This is a genomic window from Pseudomonas sp. VEM90, assembly GCF_054611535.1.
In genome coordinates, this window is the sequence record NZ_JBTRAR010000014.1 from 80500 (window position 1) to 99731 (window position 19232).

The window sequence follows — 19232 nt, forward strand, 5'->3', positions numbered from 1 at the left end:
AATCTCCTTTCAATGGCAATTTCAGTCGACGAGCATCTTCGGGTTGGAACTGCCCCATACGGTGTACAAATCGGCGAGCAACGCGCCGTTGATTTCTTCCATCTCGGCCTGGGTGATTTCGCCCCCGGCCTGCTTGCCGAACAGCACCACTTCGTTACCCCCCTTCACATCAGGGAAGTCGGTGACATCGACCATCAGCGTGTTCATCGACACCTTGCCCACGACCGGCACACGGTGGCCGTTGATCAGCACATGGCCCTTGTTGGTGAATACCCGGCGGTAGCCGTCGGAGTACCCGACCGTAATGTTGGCCAGACGCGAATCACGGGCCAGGGTGAAGGTGCGGTCATAGCCCACGGTGTTGCCGGCCGGGTAGCTGTGCACCGCCGCCACGCGCGATTTGAACTGCATTGCACGTTTGTACTCGGTGTGCCCCGGCACGGTGTCGCCGAACAGCGCGCCCCCCGTTCGTACCATGTCCAGGCGCGCTTCCGGCACTTCCAGCGTAGCGAACGAGTTGGCGGCGTGCAGGGTGAGCTTGCTGCGGTCTAGCCTGGCGTGCTTGATCAACCAGTCGGTCTGCTCGTTGAATGCCGCCAGGCCCTTGCGTACATCGTCCTTGTCTTCCACGGCGAAGTGGGTCATCAGCGCAACCAGTTCGAGGTGCTTCTGGTCGGTAATCTGCAGCGCTTCACCGCGGCCGGACCAGGTGGCCATCTCCACCCCGTTACGGCTCATGCCGCTGGAGTTGAACGCCAGATGGATGCGCAGGGTCTTGCCATGGCGCGCGGCGATGGCATCGGCCTGGCGGGCGAACTCAGCGCTGCCCACCAGCTCTTCCATGTCGTACTGCAAGGCATCTTCCAGCTCGCTCAGGCTGGCCGCACGGACCCGCACCAGTTGCCCGGTAAAACCGCTGGCGCGGACCACCCGGGCCTCCTCGTTGTTGGCCACCGCCACGCAGGGCACGCCCTGGGCGATGATCGACGGCATCACCAGACCGATACCATGGCCATAAGCATCGGCCTTGAGCACGGCGCACAGCCGGGACTTACCGGCCAGCTCAGCCTGCAGGGTGCGGATATTGTGTTGCAGGGCACTGGCACTGACTTCGACCCAGGCGTTGCTGTTTTGCACGGTCAAGGCGTTGGTGCCGTTGTCCATCGACAACGGGGGGGCCGCATACAGGGGGGCCTGGCCGGTGATCAGTAGTGCCAGGGATGCAGCCAGAAGCGTACGGCGAAAGGGCATGATGGTTACTCGTGTTCTTGTCGTTGTGCGCGCCTTAACAGACGCAGGTGTGTTTGAGTTCGATGAACGTCACGCCGGGGGTGGCGAAGCCACTGGCCAGGTCGGCCTGCAGCGCGTCCAGGTCACGTGGCTGGTGCACGGTGCAACCGAAGGCGCGGGCCAGGCCGATGAAATCCGGGTTGCGCGGCAGCACGCCGACCGGCTCGATATCCAGGCCGAGCATATCGTCGCGGATCTGGCCGAGGGCGTCATTGTTCCAAAGCAACACCACCAGCGGCCGGTGCAACTCCTCGACGGCAGTGGCCAGCTCCTGGGCGGTGTACAGGAAGCCGCCATCACCCACCAGTACCAGGCCGGGGCGGTGGTCGCTGGCGAACATGCCACCAATGCCGGCCGGCAGGCCGTAGCCGAGGGTGCCGTAGCCGGTGGGGTGTAGCCAGCTACGTGGCGCTCGGCTGGCGAAGGCGTAGTTGCCGGTATAGGCCAGCTGGGTCATGTCGCTGCTGATGAAGGCATCGTCGGGCAGTACGGCGGCGATACGGTCCAGAATGGCCTGGTGCGTGGCCTGCAACGGGGCATGCCCACTGCGGATGGCCTGGCGCAGGTTGGCCACCGCCTCACTGGCCTGAGCCGGGTCACGTTGAAGTGCGGGCAGGTGTTCGAGCAAACCGTCCAAGGTTTGCCGGGCATCGCCCTGCAGGGCAATGGCACAGGGGTAGAAATCGTTGAACTTGCGCGGGTCGATGTCGACGCGCAGCAGCTCGCCGCGGATCGGCAGGCGCTCACGCCAAAAGTCGGTGTCGGCCATTTCGGTGCCTACGGCAAGCACCACATCAGCCTGGCTGATCAACTGCCAGCCGGGTTCTACGCACAGGCTGGCGCCGGCATTGAGTGGCGCATCTGGCGACAACAAGCCCTTGCCGGCCACGCTGGTGAACAGAGGCGCCGCCAGCCGCGTACTGAGTTGCTGCAACTGTTCAGCCGCGTGCAACGCGCCCCCACCGGCGATGATCATCGGCCGCTTGGCGGCGGCGAGCTTCAGGGCAGCCTGCTCAAGGGTTTCGCGGCACGGCTGGCCACGCCCCGGCCGGCGTACCACCTCATCGCTCCAGTCCCGGCTGACCGATGCCGCCAGCACGTCCAGGGGCACCGAAATATGCACCGGGCGCGGTCGTTCGCTGTCGAACACTGCCCAGGCGCGCGCGATCAGCTCGGGCAAGTCGTCGCCCTGCAGGGCCACCGCAGAAAACGCGGTAATGGGCGCAGTCATGGCGCGCTGGTCCTGGGTTTCGTGCAGGCAGCCCCAGCCCTTGCCCAGGCTGGCGGTGTGGTTGACGCTGGAAATCACCAGCATCGGCACCGAGTCGGCATAGGCTTGGCCGATGGGGGTGGCGACGTTGGTCACGCCCGGGCCGGTAATGACGAAGCACACCCCCGGCTTGCCACTGACCCGCGCATAGCCGTCGGCCATGAAGCCGGCGCCCTGCTCATGGCGGGTCAGTACATGGCGAATGCCACTGCCCGGCAGGCCACGGTACAGCTCAAGAGTGTGTACCCCGGGGATGCCGAACACGGTCTCCACGCCGTAGTTGGCCAACAACCGCACCAGCGCCTGGCCGGCCGTCAGAGTAAGGTCATTCATGTCGTTCTCCTTGCGCCTGGCCAAGGCGGATCAGCGCGTCGACCGCGGTGGTGCCGTTGGCACCGACCATCAATGGGTTCACATCCAGCTCCAGCAACTGCCCGGCGTTTTCGCAGGCGTAATCGGCGACTGCGCGAATGGCCGAGACCAAGGCATCGAAGTTGGCGGCCGGACGGCCACGGAAGCCTTGCAGCAGGCTGGCACTGCGCAGGCTCAGCAGCGCCGCCCGGATGGCGCTGTCGGTAGTGGGTAGCAACAGGCTGACACTGTCCTTGAGCAGTTCGACCAGCACGCCGCCGGTACCGATCACCAGGGCCAGGGCAAAGTCGTGTTCACGCTTGATGCCCACTATGAGCTCGGCCAAGGGCGGCTCGGCCATGGGCTCGAGCAGCACCTGATCAAACGCAACCTGCGGGGCGTAGTCAGCGATGCACTGGCGCATCTGCACCAGTGCAGCTTCCAGGGCGCGGGCATCACGCAGGTTCAACGCCACGGCGCCAGCTTCGGTCTTGTGCGGCAGCTGTGCGCTGACCGCCTTCAGTACCAGCGGGTAACCCACGCGGGCAGCGTCTGCCACAGCGCGCTCGGGCGTACTCAGCACACCTGCCGGCACCGGCAGACCGAAGGCGCGCAGGGCCTGCTTGGATTGCCATTCGTCCAACAGTCGGCTTTCGCCCGTGAGGGCCTGCGGGCACAGCGGTACCCGCGCAGCCTCGCCCTGGTCCAGCAACCGCTGGCGGTTCCTTTGGTAAGCGACGATGCGCCCCCAGGCCGCCAGGCCGTCTTCCACGCCCTGCAGGGCAGCGATGCCCCGCGCATGCAGGCGCTCACGCGCACTGGCAGGCAACAGTTCCGGGAAAGCCGAGGTGACGAAGCCGATCTTGCCGTGGCGTTCAACGGCATCGCAGTACAGCCCCAGCAGCAGGTCGCATTCCTTGCGCTCGCCGGTGAACGCCGCCGGGTAGTCCAGCACCAGCATCGCCGCACCGGCGGCGCCGCTCAGGGTGCTGTCGAGCATACGTTGCAGGGCGGCTTCATCGCCCCAGATGGCCGTAGTGAAGTCCAGTGGGTTGACCAGGTTGGCATAGCCCGGCAACACCTCGGCCAGTGCCGCCACCTGCCCTTGCTCGAGCTTCGGCAGTTGCAGATGGTTGCGTTCGGCATAGTCGGCAATCAGCCCGGCATCGCCGCCTGAACAGGCCAGCGCAATCAGCTCGCCATCTGCCGGCAAGCGTCCGCAGGCTGCGGCCTTGAGCGTTTCGACAAAGCTCACCGGGCCGCTGACGCGGATCACGCCCAGGCGCTGGAACAGGCTGTCGTACAACGCATCGGAGCCGGACAACGAGCTGGTGTGGCTGAGCGCCAGTTCAGCGCCGATCTGCGAAACGCCGGTCTTCAATGCAATGATCGGCGTGCCCTGCTGCAGTGCCTTGCACGCGGCGCGGGCGAAGCCCGGCACGTTCTTCAGGCCTTCCAGGTGCAGGCCGATGGCGGTTACCCGTGGGTCGTCGAGCAGTACATCCATCAGCTCGGCCACACCCAGTTGCGCCTGGTTGCCGACCGAGGCCATGTAGGCCACCGGCAGGGAGCGGTCGCTCATGGACAGGTTGTAGGCGAAGTTGCCACTTTGCGTGAGGATCGCCACCCCCTTCTCCACTTGCTGGCCACCATGCGCCACCGGCCACAGGGCGGCACCGTGCAGGTAGTCGAGCAAGCCATAGCAGTTGGGGCCGAGCAAGGCCATGTTGCCGGCGACGTCGAGCAGGCGTTGCTGCAACTGGCAGCCCTCCTCGCCGCTTTCGGCAAAGCCCGAGGCGTAGCAGATGGCGCCACCGGCCCCGCGTGCAGCCAGCTCGGCAACGCACTGCAGGGTCAGCTCGCGGTTGGTGGCGATGAACACTGCATCCGGGGCGTAGGGCAAGTCGGCCACCCGTGCCACGCAAGGGATGCCTTCGAGGCTTTCATGCTGCGGGTTGACCAGCCACAGCTCACCGGCAAAGCCACCTTCGGCGCATCGCTTGAGCGCCCGCGCCATGCTGCGCCCGCCGATAAAAGCCAGGTGCCGGGGCGCCAGCAGGCGCTTGAGGTTGTCACGAATCGATTGCGACATGGGTGTTCTCCTGGCGCTCAGCGCAGCAGCGGGCGCAGCAGTTCGCGGGCGATGATATGCCGCTGGATTTCCGAGGTGCCCTCCCAGATGCGCTCGATACGCGCGTTGCGCCAGATGCGCTCAACCGGCCCTTCATCCATCAGGCCCATGCCACCGAAGATCTGCACCGCTTCGTCGGCGACCTTGCCCAGCACTTCACTGGCAAACAGCTTGGCCATGCCGGCCTCACCGTCGGTCATGTTGCCCTGGTCCATCTTCCAGGCGGTGTGCAGGGTGAGCATCTCGGCCGCGCGGATCTGTGTGGCCATGTCGGCCAGCTTGAACGACACCCCCTGGTAGCTGCCGATGGCCTGGCCGAACTGTTTGCGGTCGGCGGCCCATTGCAGCGACAGGTCAAGGGCGCGCTGGGCCTGGCCCACGCAGTTGGCGGCGACCATCACCCGGCCAGCGGTAAGCCAGGCGTTGGCCACTTCCCAGCCCTTGCCGACTTCGCCCAGCACCTTGCTGGCCGGCACCCGGCAGTCGTCGAAGAACAGCTCGTAGGTGTGATAACCACGGTTGCTCACGCACTTGGGACCACGGCGGATGGTCATGCCCGGCGTACCCCGGTCGACTAGCAAGGCGGTGACCGCATTGCGCTTGCGCCCGTTGTGCTCGTAGGTGTCGGTGACAGCGAAGACAATGGCGAAATCGGCGTGGCCCGCGTGGCTGATGAAGTGCTTGCTACCGTTGATGACAAAGTCATCGCCCTGACGCACGGCGCGGGTCTTGATGGCGTTGGCATCAGAGCCAGCGCCCGGTTCGGTGAGGGCGAAGCAGTCGATCTTCTCGCCCTGCACGCACGGCAGCAGGTAGTCGTTGATCTGCTCGTCCTTGCAGGCCATGAGGATTTTTGACGGCCGCGCAACGAAGACATGCAGCGCCCAGGACACCTTGGACAGCTCACGTTCGATCAGCGCCTGGGACAGGTAGTCCAGGCCGCCTCCTCCCACTTCCTCGGGCATGTTGAAGGCATAGAACCCGGCAGCGATGGCCTTGCCACGGATCTGCGCAGCCAGCTCGGGTGACACGGCGTCGGCGCGGTCCACCGCTTCCTCATGGGGCAGCAGTTCTTTGGCAACAAAGCTGCGTACCGCTTCCACCAACATTTCTTGTTCTTGGGTCAGTTGGAAATTCATCTGCGAAGGTCCTGATGAGGGTCGGGTATCGGATTACTGGCCGGTAAAACGGGGAGCGCGACGTTCCACCGAGGCTTGCAGGGCCTCGGCACCATCCTGGCTGCGGCCGCACAACAGGCCGGCGTGGCGCTCGGCTTCCAGCTGTTCAGCCAGCGTGCGCCGGGCACCGTCGCGCATCAGCCGCTTGGTCTGCGAATAGGCGAAGGTCGGGCCGTTGGCCAGGCGCCCGGCCAGCTCGGCGACGACGGCAGGCAACTGCTCGTCGGCACAGACTTCGCTGACCAAACCGGCGGCCAGGGCGCGATCGGCGCCCCACAACTCGTCGAGGAACAGCAGGCGCTTGGCCTGCTCGCTACCGATCAGCCGTGGCAGGTGCCAGCTGGCGCCGGCATCGGGGCTGTAGCCCATGCTGGTGTAGCCGGCCTTGAAGCGCGCAGAGGCAGCGGCGATGCGCAGGTCACAGCACAGGCTAAGGTCCATGCCTCCGCCCACGGCGGTGCCGTTGATGGCGGCGATGGTGGGTTTGTCGAAGCTGTGCAGGCGCAACATCAGGGCATGGGCAGTTTCGGTCCAGCCGTAGCTTTCCAGGGTGCCCGCCGCTTCCGCGGCTGCCCATTCGGCCAGGTCGGCGCCAGCGCAGAAGCTGCGGCCGCTGCCGGTCAGCACCACCACGCGAACGGTGGGGTCGCTGGCATGGCTGTCGAGCAAGGCGTGCAGTTGCTTGAGGGTGGGAATGTCCAGCGCGTTGCGCTGCTCGGGGCGGTTGAGGGTGATCCAGGCAACGCCGGCTTCGACCTTGCTCAACAGTGACGACGACGGGGTGGTCATGGGGGGCCTCGGTGTTGTTGTGATGGTTTTGGAGGGCTTGACGAGAAAGATACTAAACGAGTGTTCAACAAGGCGGGATGGGCTGTTACAACTTCGCACAACTCGGTATTTGGCGTTACACAAGGGCGTTCGTCGTGACGGCTTTATGGCCTGTGAGATCGCGCCCCGCACGGGCGGCGCTTGACCTCACAGGTACTGAAAATGCAGCGACCAACACCTGCCGCCGACGAACTACGGCATCAAACCCTTGGTGCGCTGGGCTCGAAGGCCCCCTGCCGGCGGCGGTTGACGAAGAAGTACGCCGCATAGCACAGGGCAATGAAGCCAAAGCCCCAGTACAGTGACGGCCGCTGGGTTTCATCCAGCGCCAGGAACACGAACAGCGAACTGCACAGGGTGATGCACAGCAGCGGCACCAGTGGGTACAGCGGCGCCTTGTACTTCAGGTCCTGCAGTTGCCCGCCGTCGCGCAGCCAGGCCTTGCGGAAGCGGTACTGCGCCAAAGCGATGACGATCCAGGTCACGGTGCCGGACATACCGCTCACCGCCATCAGCACCATGAACAGCGTGTCAGCCGCAACGAAGCTGGTCATCAGCGAAATCAGCGCAAAGCACAGGGTGATGCTCAGCGCCCGCAGCGGCACGCCACGCTTGCTCAGCGGCGACAGGCTTTTGGGTGCCATGCCAGTCTTGGACATGGCCCAGAGGATGCGCGTGGAGGCATACAACCCGGAGTTACCTACCGAGAGGATGGCCGTGAGGATGACGAAGTTCATCAAGTCGGCGGCGTAAGGGATGCCGACCATGTCGAACACCTGCACGAACGGGCTTTCCATCAGCCCGGCCTGCTCGTGCGGCACAATGGCCGACAGCACGGCAATGGCCAGCACATAGAAAATCAGCACGCGGAACACCACATTGCGCACCGCCCGCGGGATGCTCTTTTCCGGGTGCTCGGTCTCACCGGCAGCCACCCCCATGATTTCACAGCCCTGGAAGGCGTAGACCACGGTCATCATCACCGCGAACACTGCCGACAGGCCATGGGGGAACAGCGACTCGCCCACCAGGTTGTTCAGCATCGGTGCGGGTGCCCCGCTGCTCAGGGGGATGGCACCGAAAATCACCAGCAGGCCAATGACGATGAAGCCGAGGATGGTTGCCACCTTGATGCCCGAGAACCAGTACTCGGCCTCGCCAAAGGCACGCGTGGCCAGGGCGTTGAGGCCGAACAGCACCACCACGAACAGTGCCGACCAGTACCAGATCGGCACCTCCGGGAACCAGCGGGTCATCAACATGCCGGCAGCGGTGAACTCCAGGCCTACGGTGGTGGCCCAGCTCATCCAGTACACCCAGCCGATCATGAACCCGGTGGCCGGGCCAATGTATTTGGTGGCGTGGGCCTGGAACGAACCGGACACTGGCATCTGCACCGACAGCTCGCCCAGGCAGACCATCACCAGGTACATCAGCAAGCCCGCGACCAGGTAGGCCAGGATCGCGCCCACCGGCCCGCCCTGATTGATGGTTACGCCAGACCCCATGAACAGGCCGGTGCCAATAACCCCACCCAGCGACAGCATGAAAATGTGCCGGCTTTTCAGGGCGCGGGTGAGCTGGATCTTCTCAACGTTGTCAGTCATGGCACACCTCGCCTTTGCGGCCGGTGCGTGGGAGGGTTCGAATGAGGGGCTGAGCGCTACGGCATGTCATTATTCTTGTCTCCAATAAGCCTCATGGACCGTGTGCAACACGGTTGCCATGGATTATTGGAAACGGATGTAAGGTGCCGTTGTACGAACGGATCGAAGATGTAAAAAGTCGTAAGCTTTTTGTACGTCAGCTCTGGATCAGCTGTTCCAGCGTGGCGTTGGCCTGACCTAGCTGGGTGGCCAGCGGCTCGCCGAGGGCTTGCATGGCCTGCAGGTCATGCTGCCGGGCCGCCTCCTCCAGGCGACGCAACAGCGTAGCCAGCCCGGTAAACCCCAGGGAATCGCAGCTGCCAGCCAGGCGGTGGGCCAGGTGCAGCACTTCGGTGAAGTCCTGGGCTGGCAGCGCCTCGGCCAGCGCCATGGCGTGCTGCTGCAGTGACTGGTGCAGGACCTTCAGCAGGCCCTGCAACTTCTGCTCCCCCAGCAGTGAACGGTGGGTGTCGAGCAATGACCAGTCCATGTCTGCGCCAGCGCTGGCCACTTCACCGGGCGCTACGTCAGCCAACGCCTTGCGCAGGTTGTCCAGCCGCAAAGGCTTGGCCAGTACGCCCTGCATACCAGCGTCCAGATAACCCGCTACCTGGCCCGGTTGCACGCCGGCCGTCAGCGCCAGGATCCGACTGTTGCGGTTCGGCCCCGGCGAGGTGCGCAGCTGTCGGCACAACGCCACCCCGCTCATGCCCGGCAAGTGCACGTCCAGCAGAACCAGGTCGAAGCGCCGCTGCGCGCATGCCTGCAGGGCTTGCCCGGCGTCTTCGGCAAAGCTTACCCGGTGACCGTCGCGCATCAGCAGGCCACCGGCAACCTCACGGTTCAGCGCAACGTCTTCGACCACCAGGATATCCAGGCTGGGCAAGGGCGAAGGGGTTGGTGAACCCGCTGAGACAGGCTGCCCGCGAGCCATGTCGAGCTCGAACCAAAAGCAGCTGCCCTGCCCTTGAGCGCTCTCGAGGCCGATGCTACCGCCCAGCTTTTCCACCAGGTGCTTGCAAATCGCCAGGCCCAGGCCAGTGCCGCCATAGCGCAGGGTCACCGCTTCGCTGGCCTGGACGAAACGGTCGAAGATCTTCGCCTGAACGGCGGGTTCGATGCCGATACCGTTGTCACGGACCGACAGCCGCAAGCGCTGCGAGCATTCGTTACTGGCAAGCACCTGCAACGTAAGCTGTACCTGGCCGTGCTCAGTGAACTTGATGGCATTGGCCAGCAGATTGCTCAGCACCTGTCGCAGGTACTGCTCTGCGCCGTACTGGTACGCGGCCAGTTGCTCATCGACCTGCAGTTGCAGGGTGTCGGCATTGTCCATGGCCATGGGTTCGAGCAACGCCAGCACTTCCTGGCACAACTGACGCAAGGAAAACACCACCCGCTCGGCGCGGCTCTCGCCTTCTTCGAGCCGGGCGAAATACAGCACTTCGTTGAGAATCGCCAACAGCCCTTCGCCGGCCTTGTACAAGGCCTCGACACGCTGGCGGTCGGCGACCTCCAGGCGCCCGCCGCGCAGCAGTTCGGCCATGCCCAGAATACCGTTGAGCGGCGTACGCAATTCATGGCTCATGGTCGCCAAAAAGCGCGACTTGGCCAGGTTGGCTGCCTCGGCCTCGTCCTTGGCCCGAGCCAGGCTGGCCGTACGCCGCTCGACCATGGCCTGCAATTCGTCGCGTTTGTCCTGCAGTGCCAGGCGGTCGCGCTCACGGCGCTCGATATCGCTGAGGATGGCGCGGCGCATATCGTCCAGGGCATTGGCCACAGTGTCGATTTCGTCGGGGCGCGATGAACGACGGCGGCCAAGGCGCAAGGGCTCCTGCCACTGGCCTGCGCCAATACGGCGGGCGAACTCGGCCATCACTTGCAGGTGGCGGGTGACCAGGCGGTAGAACAGCCCTGACAACGCCACTGCCAGGCCGCACAGAAACACACCCATCCACAACAGGCTGGCAAGGCCCGTGGCGTAAAGCCGCCGGTGTACCGCGCCAAGGTCGATGCTGACTTCCAGCTCCCCCAGATGCCTGACCGGCCCTGAGGGCGGCTGGTAGTCGAGGGGAAAGCGCTCGATGCGCAGCGGCCCTTGGGGGTCGGCCTCACCGCGTAACAGCGGGAAATCATCACTGACCAAACGCACCCGCGCCACATCGGAAAAGTCCACCAGGCCGCGCAGCTGAACATCCAGCTGCGCCTCGTCGAGGTCCCACAGGCTGCGTTCCAGGCTGGCCAGGTAGCCGGCACGGATCAACGCCATGCGTGCCTCTATATCCCGCATTTCGCGACGGTACTCGAAGTAAAGCTGCACGCCACTGGCCAGCACCGTGAAGCACAAGCTGAACAGCAGAATGAACAGCAGCAGACGGCGCAGCAGGCCATCGGTGCGCAGGCGGATCATCGTGCATCCGCCGGCAGGTTGATCATGTCGCGGTAAGTGACTTCACTTTGCTCCAGCCAACGCGCGATCTCGCCCGCCTGGTTCATCCGCTGCAACTGCGCATCGATTTCAGCCATGCGCTGGCTCAAGGGTGACTGTCGCGATACCGCCACTCGCAGGTAGTCCACGCTCAGTGCCGTGGGCAATGCGCGAATATCCTGCGCCCCGGGCAGGTGCTCGATGAACAGCAGCCCGGTGCGCCGCTCCTGAATCACATAGTCGATGCGCCCGCGGATCAGCTTGCCAAAGTTCTGCTGGCTGGACGATACCCGCTCGATGTTCTGGTGGCGGGCGACGAAGCGGTCGAACTCGGCGCCATAGCTTTCACCGTACAGCAGGCCGCCGCGGTAACCCGCCAGGTCCTCCAGCTGCTGGAACTGCACCGGCCGCTTGCGGTTGTAGAACACGGCCACTTCCTCGCGCACCACCGGCACCTTGGAGAAACGCATGCGCTGGTCACGCTGGTCGCTGTTGTAGGCCAGCACCACATCCACCCGCCCGGCGGCGGCATCCATCAGGCAGCGCTTCCAGTTGCCCAGCACCACGGTTTGCACCTCGTAGCCCATGCGCGCGAACAGTTCGCGCACCACGGTCGGGGCCAGGCCACGCACCTGGTGGCCGTCACTCCAGGAAATGGGCGGGTACACCGGGTAGTCACAGTAACGCACCGGTTCACTGGCACTGGCGTGCAGGGTGGGCAACGTCAAGGCCAGCGCCAACCGCCAGGCGCGAGGAATCATGCTGCCACGCTGGCGGTGAACAGGTAGCCGGTGCCGTGAATGGTGATGATCAACTGCGGTTCGGCCGGGTCGTCATGCAGCTTGCGCCGCAGGCGGCCGACCAGCACGTCGATGGAGCGGTCGTTGGGCACCCACTCGCGGTTGCGAATCTGGTCCATCAACTGGTCGCGGCTGAGGGTATGGCCGCTGTTGCGTAGAAATACGCTGAGCAACTGAAATTCGCCGTGGGTCAGCAGGGTTTGCCCGCCACGGGCGTCGATCAGGCGCCGGCGGTCGGTGTCCAGTGCCCAGTCGGCGAACTGCTTAAGCGATTGCGCACAGGCCGGGGCGGGGTGCGCCTCGCGGGCATGGCGCACGCGGCGGATCAGGTTTTTCGCCCGGGACACCAGCTCGCGGGGGTTGAGCGGTTTGATCACGTAGTCATCTGCCCCGCATTCCAGGCCAACGATGCGGTCGATGTCGTCATTGCGCCCGGTGACGAGGATGATGCCAACCTCCGAGCGCACCCGCAGTTCGCGGGTCAGGGTAAGGCCGTCCTTGCCGGGCAGGCGGATGTCCAGCAGCACCAGGTCGACATCCTGGCTGGCAAGCAGGGCTTCGGCCCCTTCGGCTGTATCGGCGCAGTGAACGTCGTAGCCTTCCTGGGACAGGTAGGCCTGCAGCAAGTCACGAATAAGCGGATCGTCATCGACGATCAATACCCGAGGCGTCATTGCGTGTTGTCTCTTTTTTATTGGTGTTGTTCTACACACTCGCGACAGCAGCGTACTCGTTACTGAACAGGTGATCAACAGCCCTCGGGCAGGCTGAAGCGCCTCCGGCCACCAGCCTGCAGGCCGTCGACCCAGGCCTCGCAGATGATCACGCCCTGCTCGGGACTGAAGGTGCCGGGGTTCAGGCCCGACTCCAGCCACAGGCCGTCGAGCAAGGCGCTAAGGCTGATGGCCGCCAGGTCGGCATCGAAGCCCTGCCAGCCCTCCTCTTCGGCCAGTCTGGCCAGTAGCTGGCCAAGCTCGTTGCGGTACTCGCCGTAGGAGTGGTCGTGCACCTGGTTGATCGCATCGGCGGTCTTCACCGCGCCCCAGAAGGCCAGCCAGGCATCGAGCAATTGCGGGTCGAGCAGTTCGGCGCAGAACGAGGCACGGAAAAACGCCGACAATCGCTCGCGGGCATTGGGCGCGGCCTGGGCCATGGCCTCGCGCAGCAGGCCCATCACCCGACCGGTGACGGCCATGTAAGCCTCTGCCACCAATTCGTCCTTGCCGGCGTAGTGATGGCTGATCAGCCCGACCGAGACCCCGGCCTCGGCCGAAATCTTGCGGATCGAAGCCCCCTGAAAACCATGGCGTTTGAGGCACACCAGGGTCGCCTCGACCAGGTTGGCTTTGCGCAATTCCGGCAACATGCGGTGGTAGCGGGCTTCCTGAGTCATCAGTGGGTCTCTGGTTAGGGGCTGGACTGAACGACTGTACAACAAGCCGGACTGCGTGATAAACCCTAAGCGCTACTGCCCGGCAGGGCCCCCTCACAACAACAAAAGCGGCTGCCATGAACGACCTGATCACACGCGAGCTGGACCAAGGCCTGCTGACCCTGGCCTTCAACCGCCCCGACAAGCTCAATGCCCTGAACACTGCCATGTACCAGCTGCTGGGTGACCTATTGCTGGCGGCAAGTGAGGACCCCGCTGTCGATGCCATCATCATCACCGGTGGGCCGCATTGCTTCAGCGCTGGCAACGACCTTCGCGACTTCCTCGACAACCCGCCCAGCGACCTGGACAGCCCGGTGTTCCGCCTGATGCGGGTGATCATGGGCCTGGACAAGCCGCTGATCGCAGCGGTCAGTGGTGCGGCGATCGGCATCGGGGCCACCCTGTTGCTGCACTGCGACCAGGTGCTGGTCAGCCGCTCGACCAAGCTGCGCATGCCTTTCGCGCCGCTGGGTGTGTGCCCGGAGTTCGGTTCCAGCCTGCTGCTGCCGCGTGTGCTTGGCCAGGCCCGGGCGGCACGCTTGCTGCTGACCAATGCGCTGCTGGATGGCGAACAGATGCTGGCCTGGGGGCTGGCCAATGAGCTGCATGAAAACGGCGAACAATGCCTGGACGCTGCCCGCACGCTGGCGCGGCAGCTGCAAGGCTACCCGCAGGCGGCACTGCGGATCAGCAAGCGGCTGCTCAAGGACAGCCAGCGGGCAGAGCTGGAGGCCACGGTGGCGCGGGAAAGCCAGTTGTTCATCGAATGCTTGCGTACTGAAGAAGCGCGGGCAGTGCTGCGAGGGCTGATCAAGGATTGAAAGGGTGACTCGACCCTTTCGCGGCACAAGACCGCGCTGAAAGGGAGCGGCGGCATCGACGGGATATTGGGGTTAGATGCTATCGCTACGCTGCTCAACGCGAATGTCATCGCTCTCCCCCCCGCACGCACTGCTCTGCGGCAATAGCCGGATGTCCACACGACGATTCTCCGCCCGCCCATCGAATGTGTGGTTGCTGCTGACCGGCTGGCTGGCCGCGACACCTTGAACAGCAAAACAACTGTCCGGGATATCCCCCATCCGTTGCATCCAGTCGCGCACGGCTGAAGCACGGGCACGGGACAGGTCGAGATTCTTGGCCGCGTCACCCCGTGCATCCGCATGCCCGGAGATAACAATCAGCCAACCCGGTTGAGCCTTGATGCCAACCAGAGCGTTTATCAGCAGTTTGGTTGAACCGGGCTTCAGTTCGGCACTGCCCGGATCAAACAGATTCAGACTGTCGAGTTGGATCGGCTCAGGCGTGGGCGGCTCTTTGACTTGCCTGGATGCCCATTCTTGCCAGCCCAGCCACCCCACAAAGACACTGGTGACCGTCAGTGTCAGCAACCACGGCAACACCGCGCGTTTCTGCGCCGCTGGCTCGACTACAAAGGTGTAAGTCGGTGGTGCTGAGACAACCGTAGCAATCGGAGGGCTTAGCGCTGGCTCGGCTGGTGATGCCCATGGTTGCAACGGAATCGGCATCGGCACGTCCCTGCTTCCCGACATCCGCTGCATCACGCTACTGATCTGCTGTCGAAACACCTTCAGCGAAGCCAAGGAAGCATGGCCAAGCCGCTCCAAACGGTGCTCAAGCCGCCCCAGCTCAACGATCAGTTCCCTCAGCGTCGCCAGACTCGATCCGCCCCATTCCAGCATTCGAACCAGGGGATGTAGCTGAGCAAACAACCAGGCGATGAGCTCGATCCGAGCTGAAGCCTGCACCGGCCACAAGCGCGGCCACTCGTCCGTGAGAGTGGCGAGCAATGCCACCCCCTCGGTCAAACCAGCGAGCCCCGTACGGTAGCTACGCGCCAGGATAAAGGACACTGCGGTCTGCAGCTCCACCCCGTTCCGTTCGAAGAGCCTCAAGCACAACGCTTCAACTTTTGCCCAGTCAACGTCAGGACACGCAGGATGATCAAGCTTGGCCAACTCGCCGCGCAACACGTTGAACTCATCAAAACTGCCTGGGTCGCCGCCCAAGCGAATCCGCATTTCAAAAAGCGCCGTCATCTGGCCTCCTTGTCCGTAGGTCTATAGCTTGGCGAGATAGCCTTCCTGTTTCAGGTGACGTACAACCACCCTCCCGTCAGGTGCAAGCGTGGTCCCAAAGGTGGCGCGGCCACCGCCCTTGATGCGTACATCGAGTGCGTATTCCAAATGGCCGGGCCGTCGCTGCGGCACCAGCTCGATGCGTACTTCTGCGAGCCGCGGCTCATACCTGCGCAACGTGCTCACGATGTCATTCATCAAACCATGGGCCGAGGCCGGCAACCCTTGAAGAACCGTGCCCATATCCGGCAAGCCATAGTCCGGCAGATGCGCGAGTGTGCCGGCCCGGCTGTTTAGAATGCGCTGAAGGTTGTCCAGAACCGAAAGCGTCAGTTGATCATCATCACTGACCCGATCCAGCTCCAACTCGCCGCTGAAATTCTGCAGCAGCGTTTCGTAAAGCGAAGGGCTTGGTTCGATCATGTGCTCAGTCCTCGCTGCGCGGCCGCAACTTCAAGCGGTTATCACCCAACTCGACAACCCTGGGCTGGTCCGGATCGAGGTCATCACGCTGCAAGGTCAAACGCCACGCGTCTTGCTCCATGTCCGGATTTCGGAACAACGCAATCACGGCAATGTACTGAGCCTCCCTATGCAAAGGCGTGCTGAGCTGAGCCGCCTCACCAGGTTTGACCACTACGGCTTTTTCGCTCAACAGGTCGCCCCCCAGCACGCGCTCGCCGTGGCTGACCAGATCGTCGTAAGTTGCCTTGTCCAGAGCCTTGTGATCCCGCAACTGGTAGACACGCACCAGCACCGAAACGGACAACCCACTCATCTCCATGCTGTCGGTATTCATCGCTGACCGGCCGGTGAAATCCAGATGCAATGTTTTGACTTGCTTGTAGAAAACCGCACGGGCCGTGGAAGCCGTACCCTCCACAACCTTCTGGGTGAGGCCGCAGCCGCACAGCAGTGTCACCAGCGCCACGACCGTGAAGCGTTTAGAAGCGGTACGCCACATGCGGTACCTCCCTGTCGCAAGGATTCAGTTGTAGGCCTTGATAGCGGCCCAGGTTGACTGTGATGGTGTCGGTGTTGGCTGTAGCCTCTTCACCGGTCGGCAACCCCAGTACTGCCGTCATTCCCAACCTGACTTGCGCACGGCCCAGCACCGGCACGGGCAGCAGACGCAGCGGAATCGACAGCTGTAGCTTGGCCGTACAGCGCCAGCCCAGGTACACCTCCAGCAGCACCCGCAAGTCGAGCAGCAACTGCCCCCCAGGAAGCCACTCGCGCGCCTCTTCCGGGTCATTGGTGTGCAGCAACAGGCGCAACTGGCTGTTCGCATCCGTTCCGACAGCGCCTAGCGGCATGCCTTGGGAAAGACTTACCGGGCTTTTCGTATCCAGGCTGGCTGGTCGCTCAAGCACGACACGTTGCGGCCAATGCCCGGTGACATGTGCCTCCGTGCTCGGCGCCAGCAGCTTGACCAACGCGCCAATGCCCTCAGCGTTGCGGGTCGGCAAGCGCATCACGCTGAGCAATGCCAAAAAGCGAGACATGGGCGTGGCGATACGCTCGGCCGTACCGGGTACTCCAAGGCCGATCAAGCCCAACAGGCACTGTGAAGTCGCATCGCTACCGCCCGCCTCAAAGGTGGCGGGATACGAGTATTTGCGCCAGATCCGATAGAACTGGGTGAACACCCGATGGTTGAAGATATCGAGAAACGCCTCTACAGCTTCGTGGCCCTCACGGCGCTGGGCGATGTCGTCCAGGTAGGCCGTTGGCAGCGGCGAATCGACACCATACAAACCAAGTAGCCGAGTTCGTATCGTAATAGGGCGTTCGGGACAGGTGTCGTCGAACTCTATGGCCTTCAGCTCACTGGCGGGAAACCCCATGCCTGGGTCGGGCCGAAAGCGGACCCCGTCATCAACCGGGTGTGCGGTACTGCCCAGCGGTGGGTGATCGACCAGTACCTGCTCAACCAACTGGCAGACGCGATACACGTTGGCCGAGGCAACCTGCCCCTCCAGCACCTGCAAAAGCCCTTCTGCCTTCAGCCGGGAATACGCTGACTGTGATGTTCGCTCCATCGCAGGCACCTCCCCGTAGGTTGCAGGATCAACGTCAATTGCGTGCACAAGTGAATGTCGGCATACAGGGCGAAGAACCGGCTGAGCATTTCACCGAACAGGCAGATGTCCCCCTCCCCCGAAAAGCCATTGCTGTCGAGCGTCACCTCGATATCCACGCCGCGCAGCAGAAACCCTTTTTCAAACCGCTGGATAAGGTGATGCTTGACCTCAACGATGGCCTCCAAGCGACGGCGATTGGTTTCGCTACCCGTCCACTCGTACAACGCCAGCGTGCCACGCAGCACTTCAGCACTATTGAGCATGGGCAAGAAGTTCGAGCCCAGGTGGCTCAGTACCCGCCAGTGGAACCGGTCACGATTCGGCGGATAACATGGCAGCGTGGGTGAGGTCAGGTTGCGCACCTGCAGCCCCGCCTGGGTGGATTGCGCGGCCGCGTCGAGCAATGTACTGCGCAGGGCCTTGCGCGGCAGTTGGCCATTGGTCCCGGTAAGGCGCAGTGACAGGCTTTTGCGCTTGAGCAGCACATCCTTGTCAAAGCCTTCCCCGCCCAGGATCAGCCAGGTGTCATGAAGACCATTGGCGCCCTGCCTGAGGCGGGTATGAAAATACCGCTCGGGGGCTTCATCGCGGAGCATGCCACCCTTGTGGCGAAAGCTGCTGAAAGGCACGTAGTCCTGACGGACACTGTTCTTGGAACCGGACACCCTGTCCACGGAATAGATTTCCGTGTGCCCGTCCTGCAGCCGCATCGGGCGAAGCAGGTACTCGTTCTGCAGCGGGTCCAGGTTGAGCGGGTCCGCATCCAGCGGGAACAAATTGATCACGGGGACCGCGTGTAAACGGATGTGCTCCTCGTTGGGCGTGAAGGCATGCGACCATGCTTCACACAGCACGACATCAAGCTCGAACCAAGTAGCGCCCAGTGGCAATGACAACGACTCCAAACCGCACAGCGTCACGAACATGAATTTCTCGCGGAAGGTGAAGTACTCAAGCAGCAGCTGGTAGCCGCTGAACGCACTATCACCTTTGGGCCAAAGACGGTCATCATCGGCGAAGCCCTTGGGCTTGAAATGGCCTTCAAGTGTTTGGCGTTCTGCCTCGCCCGGCATACGCACATATAACGCCTGTACCTTCAAAGTCAGTGCTTGATGCAGTGCACTGGCCAATGCGGCATCGGCGTTCAGGTACAGCGGTATCTGAGCAAGATCCAGCCGGCTCCAATCTGCCATTTCCCCGCACAAGAAACGCAAACGCAGCACCGCGCGCCCATCAGGCTCGTGATCAAGACGCACGGTGTCGAGCGTGAGCGGCTGAAGCGGCAGGTCCTGTGTCGTGGAGTAGCGGCAGCGGGTACGTTGCGGACCCACTGGCTGAGACAACACCTGAAACCCCCTGGCAATGGATTCGGTGCCTTTCATCTGGCTGACATCAGGCATGAGCTCAACGATTGCCAACGAGGGGATGGTGCGCAGGTAGTGCGGCCACAGCAGGCTGACCAGCCCTTCGGTCAGTTCGGGCAAATCGTCGTCCAGTTTTTCGCGCAGGCGCCCCATCAAGAACGCGAAGCCTTCGAACAGGCGCTCCACATAGGGGTCCTGCGCCCCAGGTTTATCCAGATTCAGCTGCGCCGCGCGGTCCGGAAACGCCTGGGCAAATTCTTTACCGGCTTCACGCAGGTAGCGCATCTCGGCATCAAAGTACCGTAGGGTTGGGTTGTCCTTGCTCAAA

16 protein-coding genes are annotated in these 19232 nt (G+C 63.4%); 1 reads left to right on the forward strand and 15 read right to left on the reverse strand.

Going from position 1 to position 19232, the window contains the following annotated elements:
• Positions 1 to 21: 21 nt before the first annotated feature.
• The 10 genes from alr to ACYCCG_RS15120 form a co-directional block, all read right to left on the reverse strand.
• Positions 22 to 1251: an alanine racemase gene (alr, locus tag ACYCCG_RS15075; RefSeq protein WP_392514638.1), complete on the reverse strand. Its 1230-nt coding sequence runs from the start codon at positions 1249 to 1251 to the stop codon at positions 22 to 24.
• A 34-nt stretch (positions 1252 to 1285) separates the two neighbouring features.
• A complete protein-coding gene (locus ACYCCG_RS15080) occupies positions 1286 to 2893 on the reverse strand; it encodes a 5-guanidino-2-oxopentanoate decarboxylase (RefSeq protein ID WP_339534918.1) in 1608 nt (535 codons plus the stop codon).
• Entirely contained in the window at positions 2886 to 5003 is a 2118-nt protein-coding gene (locus ACYCCG_RS15085; RefSeq protein WP_459670978.1) for an acetate--CoA ligase family protein, read from the reverse strand. The genes ACYCCG_RS15080 and ACYCCG_RS15085 overlap by 8 nt, the downstream gene beginning before the upstream one ends.
• Before the next feature lie 17 nt (positions 5004 to 5020).
• Positions 5021 to 6181: an acyl-CoA dehydrogenase family protein gene (locus ACYCCG_RS15090; RefSeq protein ID WP_021782064.1), complete on the reverse strand. Its 1161-nt coding sequence runs from the start codon at positions 6179 to 6181 to the stop codon at positions 5021 to 5023.
• A gap of 33 nt (positions 6182 to 6214) precedes the next feature.
• The gene (locus ACYCCG_RS15095) at positions 6215 to 7009 is read right to left on the reverse strand and encodes an enoyl-CoA hydratase/isomerase family protein (protein ID WP_252459787.1); all 795 of its coding nucleotides are present in this window, start codon (positions 7007 to 7009) and stop codon (positions 6215 to 6217) included.
• A 239-nt stretch (positions 7010 to 7248) separates the two neighbouring features.
• Entirely contained in the window at positions 7249 to 8655 is a 1407-nt protein-coding gene (locus tag ACYCCG_RS15100; RefSeq protein ID WP_176682443.1) for an amino acid permease, read from the reverse strand.
• A 196-nt stretch (positions 8656 to 8851) separates the two neighbouring features.
• Positions 8852 to 11104, reverse strand: a complete 2253-nt coding sequence (locus ACYCCG_RS15105; RefSeq protein WP_339443393.1) for an ATP-binding protein — start codon at positions 11102 to 11104, stop codon at positions 8852 to 8854.
• On the reverse strand, positions 11101 to 11883 hold the full coding sequence (locus tag ACYCCG_RS15110) for a substrate-binding periplasmic protein (protein WP_209966813.1): 783 nt from the start codon (positions 11881 to 11883) through the stop codon (positions 11101 to 11103). The genes ACYCCG_RS15105 and ACYCCG_RS15110 overlap by 4 nt, the downstream gene beginning before the upstream one ends.
• Positions 11880 to 12596, reverse strand: a complete 717-nt coding sequence (locus tag ACYCCG_RS15115; protein WP_176682440.1) for a response regulator — start codon at positions 12594 to 12596, stop codon at positions 11880 to 11882. The genes ACYCCG_RS15110 and ACYCCG_RS15115 overlap by 4 nt, the downstream gene beginning before the upstream one ends.
• A gap of 74 nt (positions 12597 to 12670) precedes the next feature.
• Positions 12671 to 13315, reverse strand: a complete 645-nt coding sequence (locus ACYCCG_RS15120) for a TetR family transcriptional regulator C-terminal domain-containing protein (protein ID WP_014756232.1) — start codon at positions 13313 to 13315, stop codon at positions 12671 to 12673.
• 116 nt (positions 13316 to 13431) lie between these two features.
• Between ACYCCG_RS15120 and ACYCCG_RS15125 the strand changes: the two genes are divergently transcribed.
• On the forward strand, positions 13432 to 14178 hold the full coding sequence (locus tag ACYCCG_RS15125; protein WP_339534910.1) for an enoyl-CoA hydratase-related protein: 747 nt from the start codon (positions 13432 to 13434) through the stop codon (positions 14176 to 14178).
• Between the two features lie 72 nt (positions 14179 to 14250).
• Here the strand turns inward: ACYCCG_RS15125 and ACYCCG_RS15130 are convergent, their stop codons facing one another.
• From ACYCCG_RS15130 to tssF, 5 genes are read right to left on the reverse strand one after another with little or no spacing between them, the layout of a single operon-like run.
• Positions 14251 to 15417 (reverse strand): OmpA family protein, encoded by a 1167-nt coding sequence (locus ACYCCG_RS15130; protein WP_209966818.1) that lies wholly within the window; start codon positions 15415 to 15417, stop codon positions 14251 to 14253.
• Between the two features lie 21 nt (positions 15418 to 15438).
• On the reverse strand, positions 15439 to 15879 hold the full coding sequence (gene tssE / locus ACYCCG_RS15135) for a type VI secretion system baseplate subunit TssE (protein ID WP_004576432.1): 441 nt from the start codon (positions 15877 to 15879) through the stop codon (positions 15439 to 15441).
• Between the two features lie 4 nt (positions 15880 to 15883).
• A complete protein-coding gene (gene tssJ / locus ACYCCG_RS15140; RefSeq protein ID WP_459670982.1) occupies positions 15884 to 16420 on the reverse strand; it encodes a type VI secretion system lipoprotein TssJ in 537 nt (178 codons plus the stop codon).
• The gene (gene tssG / locus ACYCCG_RS15145) at positions 16401 to 17498 is read right to left on the reverse strand and encodes a type VI secretion system baseplate subunit TssG (RefSeq protein WP_459670983.1); all 1098 of its coding nucleotides are present in this window, start codon (positions 17496 to 17498) and stop codon (positions 16401 to 16403) included. The genes tssJ and tssG overlap by 20 nt, the downstream gene beginning before the upstream one ends.
• Complete coding sequence (gene tssF, locus ACYCCG_RS15150; protein ID WP_339443398.1) at positions 17462 to 19231, reverse strand: type VI secretion system baseplate subunit TssF; 1770 nt, start codon at positions 19229 to 19231, stop codon at positions 17462 to 17464. The genes tssG and tssF overlap by 37 nt, the downstream gene beginning before the upstream one ends.
• Position 19232 lies beyond the last annotated feature (1 nt).

What these genes read in the sequence shown, in the direction of transcription:
- alr (WP_392514638.1), bottom strand. Translation starts at nt 1,251, where the DNA reads ATGCCCTTTCGCCGTACGCTTCTGGCTGCATCCCTGGCACTACTGATC.
- ACYCCG_RS15080 (WP_339534918.1), bottom strand. Translation starts at nt 2,893, where the DNA reads ATGAATGACCTTACTCTGACGGCCGGCCAGGCGCTGGTGCGGTTGTTG.
- ACYCCG_RS15085 (WP_459670978.1), bottom strand. Translation starts at nt 5,003, where the DNA reads ATGTCGCAATCGATTCGTGACAACCTCAAGCGCCTGCTGGCGCCCCGG.
- ACYCCG_RS15090 (WP_021782064.1), bottom strand. Translation starts at nt 6,181, where the DNA reads ATGAATTTCCAACTGACCCAAGAACAAGAAATGTTGGTGGAAGCGGTA.
- ACYCCG_RS15095 (WP_252459787.1), bottom strand. Translation starts at nt 7,009, where the DNA reads ATGACCACCCCGTCGTCGTCACTGTTGAGCAAGGTCGAAGCCGGCGTT.
- ACYCCG_RS15100 (WP_176682443.1), bottom strand. Translation starts at nt 8,655, where the DNA reads ATGACTGACAACGTTGAGAAGATCCAGCTCACCCGCGCCCTGAAAAGC.
- ACYCCG_RS15105 (WP_339443393.1), bottom strand. Translation starts at nt 11,104, where the DNA reads ATGATCCGCCTGCGCACCGATGGCCTGCTGCGCCGTCTGCTGCTGTTC.
- ACYCCG_RS15110 (WP_209966813.1), bottom strand. Translation starts at nt 11,883, where the DNA reads ATGATTCCTCGCGCCTGGCGGTTGGCGCTGGCCTTGACGTTGCCCACC.
- ACYCCG_RS15115 (WP_176682440.1), bottom strand. Translation starts at nt 12,596, where the DNA reads ATGACGCCTCGGGTATTGATCGTCGATGACGATCCGCTTATTCGTGAC.
- ACYCCG_RS15120 (WP_014756232.1), bottom strand. Translation starts at nt 13,315, where the DNA reads ATGACTCAGGAAGCCCGCTACCACCGCATGTTGCCGGAATTGCGCAAA.
- ACYCCG_RS15125 (WP_339534910.1), top strand. Translation starts at nt 13,432, where the DNA reads ATGAACGACCTGATCACACGCGAGCTGGACCAAGGCCTGCTGACCCTG.
- ACYCCG_RS15130 (WP_209966818.1), bottom strand. Translation starts at nt 15,417, where the DNA reads ATGACGGCGCTTTTTGAAATGCGGATTCGCTTGGGCGGCGACCCAGGC.
- tssE (WP_004576432.1), bottom strand. Translation starts at nt 15,879, where the DNA reads ATGATCGAACCAAGCCCTTCGCTTTACGAAACGCTGCTGCAGAATTTC.
- tssJ (WP_459670982.1), bottom strand. Translation starts at nt 16,420, where the DNA reads ATGTGGCGTACCGCTTCTAAACGCTTCACGGTCGTGGCGCTGGTGACA.
- tssG (WP_459670983.1), bottom strand. Translation starts at nt 17,498, where the DNA reads ATGGAGCGAACATCACAGTCAGCGTATTCCCGGCTGAAGGCAGAAGGG.